Below are 9,280 nucleotides of genomic sequence, written 5' to 3'. Positions count from 1 at the left end.
TGCTCCCCAAGCATGATCAGCTGATTCAATTCGCTGCGCGGATCGGCGGCGGGTTGATGGCGCGGCTCAACGATGGCCTTAACGACAGGGACGGCCCGTACTTCTGTGCGCGTCAGGCGACGACGCAGAGTCAACAGCGCGAGCCCCAACAGCAGCAGGGGGCCACCCCACAGCAGCGCCGTGCTGGCTTTGAAGGGGGGATCGTAGCGGACGAAATCGCCAAAGCGCTCCGTCATACGGGCGATCACCTGCTCATCGCTCTGCCCCTCGTCCACCCAGCGGTAGACTTCGAGTCGCAAATCCCGGGCGATGGAGGAGTTGGACTCCACCAGATTCTGGTTTTGGCACTGGGGACAGCGCAGGGCGCGGGCCAACTCCTGCGCGCGCGGTTGCAGCTCGGGATGGCGAAACTGATAGGTATCGACCCCGCTGGCCGTGGCTGCTGGCGTGAAAGAGATCATCAGGCCGAGCAGCAGGAGATGTGGCAAGAAACGCGGTAAGTAACACAGAAAGTAAAACGGAAAGTAACGCAGCAAGGTCATGCCCTTCATGGTCTCGCCTCCTTGGCTAACACGTCAGCCCGCGCCTGCGCCAGCAGCGGTGCAAACTGGCGCTGCCAGATCTCGTTGGTGAGCGCGCCGGTGTGGCGGGCAAGCAGGGCGCCATCGGCATCAAACAGATAGGTTTCAGGCGTGCCGTAGACGCCGAGCTCCAGCGCCAGTTTGCCGTCGGGGTCGGCCAGCACGGCGCGATAGGGGTTGCCCGCCTGGATAAGCCAGGCGCGGGCTGCGTCACCCTTGTCCCGATAGTTGAGACCGTAGAGGGGCACTGTGCCCGCCAGCTCGGTGAGCAGCGGATGCTCGGCGCGGCAGTTGACGCACCAGCTGGCCCAGACGTTAAGCACAAAGGGCTCACCCTTGAGGCTGGCGGTCTGGATCGGACTCCCGTCCAGCAGATTGTCGCTCTGCCACGCAGGCAGGGTGCGCCCCAGCGTCGCTTCATCCTGACGATAGGGATCTTGCCCGAGACCGAGCCAGAGCAGGGCGCCGAGGCCCAGGGTCAGCAGCAGGGGAACAAAGAGGCGCAGGCGGGATCTCATAACGCCTCCTGTTTGAGCCGGAGATGGGAGGCACCAACCGCAATGGGGCGGGAGGCAAGCAAGGGGCGACGGGCGAGCAGGCGCAGGGTGCCGCCCGCAATCATCAGCAGGCCGCCGAGCCAGATCCAGCGCACCAGCGGCTTGTAGTGCAGCCGCATGGCATAGGCATCGGGTCCCATCTTCTCGCCCAGCACCACGTAGAGATCGCCAAACAGCCCCCACGCTATGCCGGGCTCGTTCATGTTCATGGTGCGCACATTGTAGTGGCGCCGCTCGGGGGCTAGCCTTGCCACCTCGCGGCCCTCCTTGTGCACGCTAAGCGTGATGCGCTCGGCGGTGTAGTTGGGGCCGATCACCGGCTCTCGCCCCTCATAGCGAAACTCGAACGCGCCGAGTCGGTAGGGCTGGTTGGCACCGAGCACTGTGCCCCCTTCCTGACTGTGGTGGCTCACTTGGGCAATGCCGAGGGCGCACACCGCCACCCCGAGGTGGGCCAGCAAGCTGCCGAGCCGCTTGAACGTCAGCTCACGAAGTGAGGTCAGTCGTGAGAAAGGGAGTAGCAGGCTGGCCATCAGCCAGAGGCTCACCATATTGGCGAGTATGCCGCTCCAGCTACCGGAAAAAGATCCCTGTTCCAGATAGGCAAGGCTAAGCAGCCCGCCGCCAAGCAGGCCAAACAGCGGCGGCAACAGGGTGTTGAGCCGGGAACGTGCGGCAAGCTGCTGCCAGCGCAGGCGCGGAAGCTGGGTCATCAGCCCCATCAGCAGCAGGGCCAGTGGCACGAAAATGGTGTTGAAGTAGGGGGCACCCACCGAGAGCGATCCCAGATGGAGCGACTGGAACACCATAGGGTAGAAGGTGCCGAGCAGCACACTGGCGCAGGCCACGCAGAGCAGCAGGATGGCGGCGCCGAGCAGCCCCTCCTTTGACAGTAAGCCGAAGCGGGCGAAGGGGGCGCGATTGTTAGCCCGGAGGGCAAACAGGGTGAGCGCCGTGGTGAGCAGAATACCGAGCAGCAGCAACAGGGTGAGGCCGCGGTTGGGATCCACCGCAAAGGCGTGCACCGAGGTGAGTACCCCGGAGCGCACCACAAAGGTGCCGAGCAGGCTCAAGGCGAAGGTGAAGATGGAGAGCAACAGCACGGCGTGGCCGTAGGCGCCGCGCTTCTCGCACACCACCAGGGCGTGCAGCAGGGCGGTGCCGAGCAGCCAGGGCAGCAGGGAGGCATTTTCCACCGGATCCCAGAACCACCAGCCGCCCCAGCCCAGTTCGTAATAGGCCCACCAAGAGCCCAGCACGATACCGGCAGTGAGAAAGATCCAGGAGCCGAGCGCCCAGGGGCGGCTCCAGTGGGCCACCGCGCCATCCAGCCTGCCCGAGTGCAGCGCCGCCATGGCGAAGGCGAAGTTGACCACAAAGCCGACGTAGCCGAGATAGAGCAGGGGCGGGTGAATGATAAGGCCGATGTCCTGCAGCATGGGGTTGAGATCGCGCCCCTCCAGCGGCCCCGGGAATTGGCGGTCAAACGGGCTGGAGAAGATCAGGGTATAGAGGGCAAAGAGCCCGACGATCAGCCCCATGATGGCCAGCACCCGAGCGGTGATCAGCGGATCGACATGCTTCGAACAAATCGCCACCAAGGCCCCCCACAAGGCCAATGCAAAGACGAAAAAGAGCATGGAGCCCTCGTGGCCGCCCCAGACCGCAGCCAGTTTGAAGCCCAGGGGCAGGGCGCTGTTGGCGTGTTGGGCCACATAGCTGACGGTGAAATCATCCCGGGCAAAGCAGCTGGCGAGCAGCAGCAGAGCTGCCCCCAGCAGGGCGGCATTGAGCAGCGCCAGCGGCTTGGCGCTGCGCAGCAGGGTCGGGGAGGCGAGGCGCAATCCCAGCCAGGGCAAGGTGCCCTGCAGCAGCGAGAGTGCCGCCGCCAGTAGCAGTGAGAGATAGCCAAGCTCCGCCAGCACAAAACCTCCAGGTTCAATCTTTGATCTCATTCATGTCATGGCACATACGCCGCCTTGTCTCCTGTTTGGCGGGGAGACTCCGCAGGCAGCGGGTGTGGCATCACCAGAAATGAATTGGGCCAGCAACAAACCAGCGCCAGTCTCCCCTAGGTGGCTGGCGCTGGAGATCATACCTTTAAACTACTGTCATCTGGCCGGCGTAGAGCACGAAGTAGCGCAGCAGCAAGATCCCCATCAGGGTCAGGCTGCAGATCAGTACCAGATGGCCGTTCCTCTCCCGTAGCCGAGCGGGCATCAGCAGGGCGAGCAGCTGGGGCAGTAGCATGCCGATCCCCACCACCCCGACCCAGAACACCTGAGCCCAGAAACCGCTGCCGATGGCAGCCCACATCGCCACCTCTTTCTGGCCGCCACCAAAGTAGAGGCCGGTAAAGAAGCAGACCAGCAGCAACAGCTCCACCGCCAGCACCGGCCGCTCGAAGCGGTGGACAAAGCTCACCCCCTGACTGTGGTGGTTCTCCCTGAACAGGGTCACCGCCAGCAAGATGGTGGCGGCAATGCCGGAGCTGATGCCGGAGACCAGAAACAGCACCGGTAGCACCGGGTTGTTGAGCAGCGGATAGGTTTTGAGCGCCGAGAGTAGAAAGCCGGTGTAGGCCCCCAAGAGCACGGCGAGCAGTAACAGCAGCGGTGCCAGCAGCCGTTCGATGCGGGCGAGCCAGCCGATGAGATTATCCACAAAGGCGAACTTCTCTTTCAGCAACCGGCGGCGCAGCGTCTCAATATCGGCTCTGAACACCACCGCCAGCCAGGCGAACAGCACAGCCATATAGAGCTGGAACAGCATGACCCCCATCGACATCACGGAGTCGAACTGGTAGTGGAACATCAGCTTCCAGAAGGTCCAGGGGCGGGCCAGGTGGAAGATGAGGATGAGCAGCCCCAATATCACGCTGAGCGGCGCCAGAATGGCGGTCGCCTTGATGATGCCGCTCTCGCTACCGGCCCCTTTGCGGCGCAGCAGCACCGAAAGGGTGGTGGCGCCGGCGGAGATGCCGAGCAGAAAGAGGTAGATGGCGATCGGCCAGTCCCAGACAAGAGAAGGGAAATGAAAGGCGTCATGCCACATGGTTATTCCCTCCCTCTGTTACAGCCGGGGTCGATGGCGATGGGGCAACTCCCCACCCCAGCGAGGGAAAGTGAAATGCCGCTTGCATGGTCATGAGGTTATCTCCCCTTTGGGGACGCGGTACATCTTGGGCGAGGTGCCGAGCGCCTGCTTGTAGCGATAGCTGGTCTCCTTCACCAGCCGCTGTGCGATGGGGCTGCCCGGATCATCCAGATTGCCAAACACCAGCGCCCTGGTGGGGCAGGATCCCACACAGGCTGGCTCCTTGCCCGCCGCCAGATTGCTCTTGCGGCAAAAGTCGCACTTGTCGGCGACCTTGGTGACCGGGTTGATAAAGCGCACCTGATAGGGGCAGGCGGCCAGACAGTACATGCAACCGACGCACAAGTCCGGGTTCACCTCGACGATGCCATCCTCCGCCCTGATATGGGAGGCCCCGGTGGGGCAGACGTGCACGCAGGGTGCGTTATCACAGTGCTGGCAGGATTTACGAAAGAAGCGGTACTCGGCATCGGGAAATTCACCGACGGGGCCGGAACGGATGATCTCGAGGCGCGAAACCCCTTCCGGCACCTGGTTCACCTCCCGGCAAGCATCCATGCAGGCGGTACAGCCGATACAGGCTGTCTCGTCGTGGATCATGCCATAGCGCACCCCGTTGATGGTCTGGCTGTGGGCGAGGGCAGTCGCGCGAACAGGCCCCGTCATCATGATGAGGGCCCCCGCGCTCATCCCCGACATGAAGTGACGGCGAGAGCAGCTCATTGTGCCTCCTTGCCCGGGGCGGCGTTCGTGGCTCTGATCGCCTCATGCTGCTTGCTGTGGCAGTCGACGCAAAGCTTGATGCGGGATTTTTCAGGGATCCCTGCCATGGGCTCTTTGGCCGGGTGCAGCTGGTGACAGCTGGTGCAGGTGAGCTTGGTGGCGTGCACGTCGTGAGCCCAGAGCGCCTCGCGCAGGGGTTTGGGCTCGTGGCAGCTCATGCAGACCCCGTTTTGCTCGGTGATGGGGTAAGCCTCATCGCTTTGCGTGTCGTTTGCGCCGCTCAGCTTATCTTGCAATGCGCTTTGCTGGTCGTTGAAGCTGTCACTGAAGCGCATCACGTCCTTGACCCCTTCCCTGTGCTGGGGAGAGGGCAGGCCGTGGCAGTTGGTGCAGGTGACCGGCGCCAGGTTGTTGGGGTTGGTTGCCTGGCCATGCTTGCCGAGCATGCCGTAGGCCTGCTCCTTGTGGCAGTCGGTACAGGCCGCATCGGGATTGCGCAAAAACTCCACCTCCAGTGTGGCCGGGGTAGGTGTGGCCGGAACAGGGGCGGCAACCGGTTCGGTCGCCTGACCCTGTAGGCTGGTGAGCAGCATGGCTGCCATCAGCATCAGTCGTAAGAAATCCATCGTTAAATTACCCATAGGAAGCCTCCATCCGCTGCGAGCCCGATCTGGTCGGGCCCGCAGGCGCCATTACTGTGCCAGCCGTCCGGCCGCTTTGGCCTCGGCATCCCAGGCGGGGACTGTGGTCTTGAGGAACTGGGCCTTGTCGCTGTTCATCTGTTTCATATCCATGCCAAGGGCGGTTTGGGCCTTCTCCTTGCTGGAGATGTCGGGGATGGCGATCTCGTGGCTGATCCCTTTGGTCGCCAGCAGGCGAGCCAGCTTGGTGCGGGCGTCAGCGGCCTTGTCCAGCGCGCTGCCAAGTACCTTGAGGGCCACTTCGGGGGCGTGCATCTGCACCCCGTGGGAGGCGATGGCATAGTCCCAGCGCCACTGGGCGTGACGGATGTCCTGCAGAATGTCCTTCATCTCGGCGTCGGTGGCACCGGCATCCCAGGCCGCCTTGGCCTCGAAGTGGGCGTGCACCAGCTGCTTCTCGACCTTCAGCTTGGTCTCGGTCACCGCCTCTTTGCGCTGCTGGACTATGCCTTGCAGCATCTCCTTGCTCTGGGTGTGGCAGTTGCGGCAGGTCTGCTCGAAACGATCGAAAGGGTTGCCCACCTTGTGATCCGTGTAGACCTTGCCCTGATCGTTTTGCACCTTGGGCATGTGGCAGTCGACGCAGGCGACGTTGTTCTGGCCGTGAATGCCGGCGCGCCAGGTCTCGTATTCCGGATGCTGGGCCTTGAGCATGGGGGTCCTGGAGAGGGCGTGAGTCCAGTCGGCAAAGCCCAGCTCGTCGTAATACTCTTCCATCTGCTCAACCGTGGTGCCCTTGTCCCAGGGGAATTTCACCGCCTTGGTGGGGCCGCTGAAGTAGTACTCCACGTGGCACTGGCCGCACACCTGAGACTGCTGATCGAAGCGTCCCTGATCCTTGAACGGCTTGCCGATGGCGGTCATGGCCCGATCGGCATAGGGACGGGAGAGGTGCAGGGCCGGCTTGCCCTCCTTGAACTCCTTCGAGGCGGTGTCGTGGCAGTCGGCGCAGCCGATGGTGTTGACGATTTCAGGCCCCCCCTTGGCCCACATCCCCTTGAAGTAGCCATCTTCGCCTTTCTCATCGATAACGCGGGCCACATCCGGGCCTTTGCAGCTCCAGCAGGCCATTGGCAGCGGGCCATCTTCGGCGGTTTTCGGGGCGCCGGTGCGCAGGGTCTCGCGCACATCGGTCAGGGCATAAAAGTGGCCGCGTGGCTTGTTGTAATCCTTGGCAAAGGGATAGCCTCCCCACAGCACGATCATATTGGGATCTTCCGCCAGCGCATCGGTGCGCGTCTCGCTCTCGCGGGTGGCCTGCCAGCTGGTGAACTGATCGGTGTGATCCTTGGCGAACAGCTCACTGCGCGCCTCTATCTTGCCCTTGGTGGTTGTCTCATCAGCCTGTGCAAAGCCGCTGGCGCCAAGCCAGCTGGTTAGCAGCAGGGCTGCGAAGCCCAGTTTGGTATGCCTGTGTTGTGAACCCACGTTTATCACTCCCAGATAAATGTCCTGGTCTGACCCGTTCCATCTTGTTGCGTGGATTTCATCCCCATTGGGCGGGGTGGGCAGACGTGTGGTTGGCGATGAATAAAACCGCGCAATATGTGATTTCTAGAGGCTTACCCTATCAAATAGGTAAATTTAATGATGATTTATCAGCAGGAGAGTTGTGCCAGATCAATTGGTGCACCGGATTGATCGTTGAAATGAGATCTCGATTAAATTTTATGAAAACTCAACTCCTTGTTCACCGCAGAACATCCGATGTAAGGGGGGTATCGATACCGTCATGAACGAGCCATTTTGCTGCCAATCCCGTTTGCCATTGTCACAACGCGGATTGCATCGCCATTTCGTATGTGGATTTTTTGACTAAATATGCATTTTAGGCATATTGAGTGCGAACCATGTGGCGCGCCAGCAGTCGTCAGTTCATCGAGGTGCTGGGCAAATTTCTCGTCACGCGACCGAAATGCTCACATGCGAGCGAATAAGCCTGTTACTAGAGGGGTGGAGGCGGGGCCATTCAAATCTTGTTTTATTTAAGAACCCTTGCCTGATGCACAAAGTTGTCAGTTAAGGCCATTTAATCGCTTTTGTTGTCGAAAATAGCGAAAAGACCCAAGCTGCCTGGTGCGGTATGATTATTGAACAAATGAGTATCCGGTTGATACTGATATCAGTGCGTAAAATGGTACTGGAGGCTGTATGGCTGAGTTGCAAATTGAAACGTCCACGGTGATCACCCAACTTGAGGGCTCTGTGTTTGTCATCAATGCAGATGGATCTGCCATACGCGCAAAGGTGGGGATGGCGTTGCAGCCGGGGGACCGCCTCCAAACCGCCCAAGGAGGCCATTTTCAACTAGCCGAGCCGGGCAGTGATGCCACCGGTGAGCAAGCGGTTGCCGCCAAACCTGAGGCTGCCACTCCCGCTGGTGATGGACAACTGGCCGATCCGGAGCTGGCCTCGTTGCAAGAGGCTATCCGCCAGGGGATAGACCCGACAGCTCAATTCCAGGAGACCGCTGCGGGCAATGCTGCCGCGGCTGCAGGTAATATCGGCGGTGTCGCCGGTTCCAGCTCGGGCGGATTCGTTGTGGTCGATCGTACCAATGACGCTACCCTGGCCGAGGCCGGTTTCGACACCTATCACACCGCTCAACCTGCGGGCGATGAGCTGCGGTTTTCCGAAGAGCGCGACCTCTTTGCCGCTATCACCATCACCGACCCCCAGACCAGCGACAACATCATCAATGCCGATGAAGCGGCGGGCGTCATCATCCGCGGCACTGTGTTCGATGTGGAGGTGGGCCAGCCGGTCACCGTCACCCTTATCGACCAGGCGGGAAATTCACTGACAGTGACGACCGTGGTGCTGCCTGGCTTGGTCTGGGAGGCCAACTTTGGCGATGTCACCGGCAAGCTGGTGGATGGCCCGCTGCAGATTGTGGCCAATACCCAGGATCAGGCGGGCAACAATGCCAACGACACCGGCCAGACCCTGCTCGATACCATCACCACCATTACCCTGGATCTCGCCGATGAGAGCGACAGCGGTGCCAGTCAGACCGATGATCTGACCCGCGACAATACCCCGCTGCTGCAAGGCAAGGGTGAGCCCGGCGCCACCGTCACCCTGAGCCTTGGTGGCAGCGTGCTCACCGTCCTGACGGTGGATGCCGCCGGTAACTGGCAATATCAGTTGCCGCAGACCCTGGCCGATGGCCAGTACCAGTTTCAGGTCAATTCCATAGATATTGCCGGCAACCGCGCCAGCGATACCCTCGTTATCAATGTCGATACCCAGGCCTTCATCGATATCGATGATCTCGATACCGCCGCCCTGTTTGGCAATAACAGCGCCACCCTGAGCGGTTCCACCAGCAATGTGGAAGCGAGTCAGAGTGTCACCATCACCCTGGTCGACAGCAATGGCCAGCCGCTGCTGACTACCTCGGCGCTGGTAGGGGCCGATGGTCGCTGGCAGGTGAGCGGCCTTGATCTCTCCGGCATCAATCAATCCTTTGAAGTGCGTGCCAGCGTCACCGATTTGGCTGGTAACAGCGCCAGCGATGGCGCACCGCTGATCGGTCAGAGCGAGACCTTGACACTCTCCGAAGCAGGTTTGGCCGATGGCCCGGTGACCGCGACCGGCAGCCTCAATACCGGTGCCGGTC

General features: G+C 61.4%; 8 protein-coding genes. 1 reads left to right on the top strand and 7 read right to left on the bottom strand.

All coding sequences use genetic code 11. The features are described 5' to 3' along the window. The 7 genes from nrfF to nrfA all read right to left on the bottom strand — a co-directional run. Window positions 1-461, bottom strand: a 461-nt coding sequence (gene nrfF / locus AAC083_RS23495; RefSeq protein WP_375134783.1) for a heme lyase NrfEFG subunit NrfF, incomplete at its 3' end; no start/stop codon positions are given. An 86-nt stretch (window positions 462-547) separates the two neighbouring features. Then, entirely contained in the window at window positions 548-1,099 is a 552-nt protein-coding gene (locus AAC083_RS22265; protein WP_108537740.1) for a DsbE family thiol:disulfide interchange protein, read from the bottom strand. Further along, complete coding sequence (nrfE, locus tag AAC083_RS22260; RefSeq protein WP_108537739.1) at window positions 1,096-3,063, bottom strand: heme lyase NrfEFG subunit NrfE; 1,968 nt, start codon at window positions 3,061-3,063, stop codon at window positions 1,096-1,098. Before nrfE ends, AAC083_RS22265 begins: the two co-directional genes overlap by 4 nt. Before the next feature lie 175 nt (window positions 3,064-3,238). Continuing rightward, on the bottom strand, window positions 3,239-4,192 hold the full coding sequence (gene nrfD / locus AAC083_RS22255) for a cytochrome c nitrite reductase subunit NrfD (RefSeq protein WP_108537738.1): 954 nt from the start codon (window positions 4,190-4,192) through the stop codon (window positions 3,239-3,241). 90 nt (window positions 4,193-4,282) lie between these two features. Then, complete coding sequence (locus tag AAC083_RS22250; RefSeq protein WP_108537737.1) at window positions 4,283-4,957, bottom strand: 4Fe-4S dicluster domain-containing protein; 675 nt, start codon at window positions 4,955-4,957, stop codon at window positions 4,283-4,285. After that, window positions 4,954-5,598 (bottom strand): cytochrome c nitrite reductase pentaheme subunit, encoded by a 645-nt coding sequence (gene nrfB, locus AAC083_RS22245; RefSeq protein WP_108537736.1) that lies wholly within the window; start codon window positions 5,596-5,598, stop codon window positions 4,954-4,956. Before nrfB ends, AAC083_RS22250 begins: the two co-directional genes overlap by 4 nt. 51 nt (window positions 5,599-5,649) lie before the next feature. Beyond that, window positions 5,650-7,086 carry an ammonia-forming nitrite reductase cytochrome c552 subunit gene (gene nrfA / locus AAC083_RS22240; protein ID WP_375134782.1) on the bottom strand — a complete coding sequence of 479 codons (1,437 nt, stop codon included), beginning with the start codon at window positions 7,084-7,086 and terminating at the stop codon, window positions 5,650-5,652. Between the two features lie 723 nt (window positions 7,087-7,809). Between nrfA and AAC083_RS22235 the strand changes: the two genes are divergently transcribed. After that, a partial coding sequence (locus AAC083_RS22235) for a retention module-containing protein (RefSeq protein ID WP_146181768.1) occupies window positions 7,810-9,280 on the top strand: 1,471 nt, incomplete at its 3' end.

This window comes from Aeromonas sp. HMWF014, assembly GCF_963878295.1.
Taxonomy (GTDB): Bacteria; Pseudomonadota; Gammaproteobacteria; order Enterobacterales; family Aeromonadaceae; genus Aeromonas; species Aeromonas popoffii.
This window is presented reverse-complemented; position numbering and strand designations above follow the sequence as displayed.

Excerpts from the sequence above, each read along its gene's own strand:
- AAC083_RS22250 (WP_108537737.1), bottom strand. The coding sequence starts at position 4,957 with ATGAGCTGCTCTCGCCGTCACTTCATGTCGGGGATGAGCGCGGGGGCC.
- AAC083_RS22265 (WP_108537740.1), bottom strand. The coding sequence starts at position 1,099 with ATGAGATCCCGCCTGCGCCTCTTTGTTCCCCTGCTGCTGACCCTGGGC.
- nrfB (WP_108537736.1), bottom strand. The coding sequence starts at position 5,598 with ATGGGTAATTTAACGATGGATTTCTTACGACTGATGCTGATGGCAGCC.
- nrfD (WP_108537738.1), bottom strand. The coding sequence starts at position 4,192 with ATGTGGCATGACGCCTTTCATTTCCCTTCTCTTGTCTGGGACTGGCCG.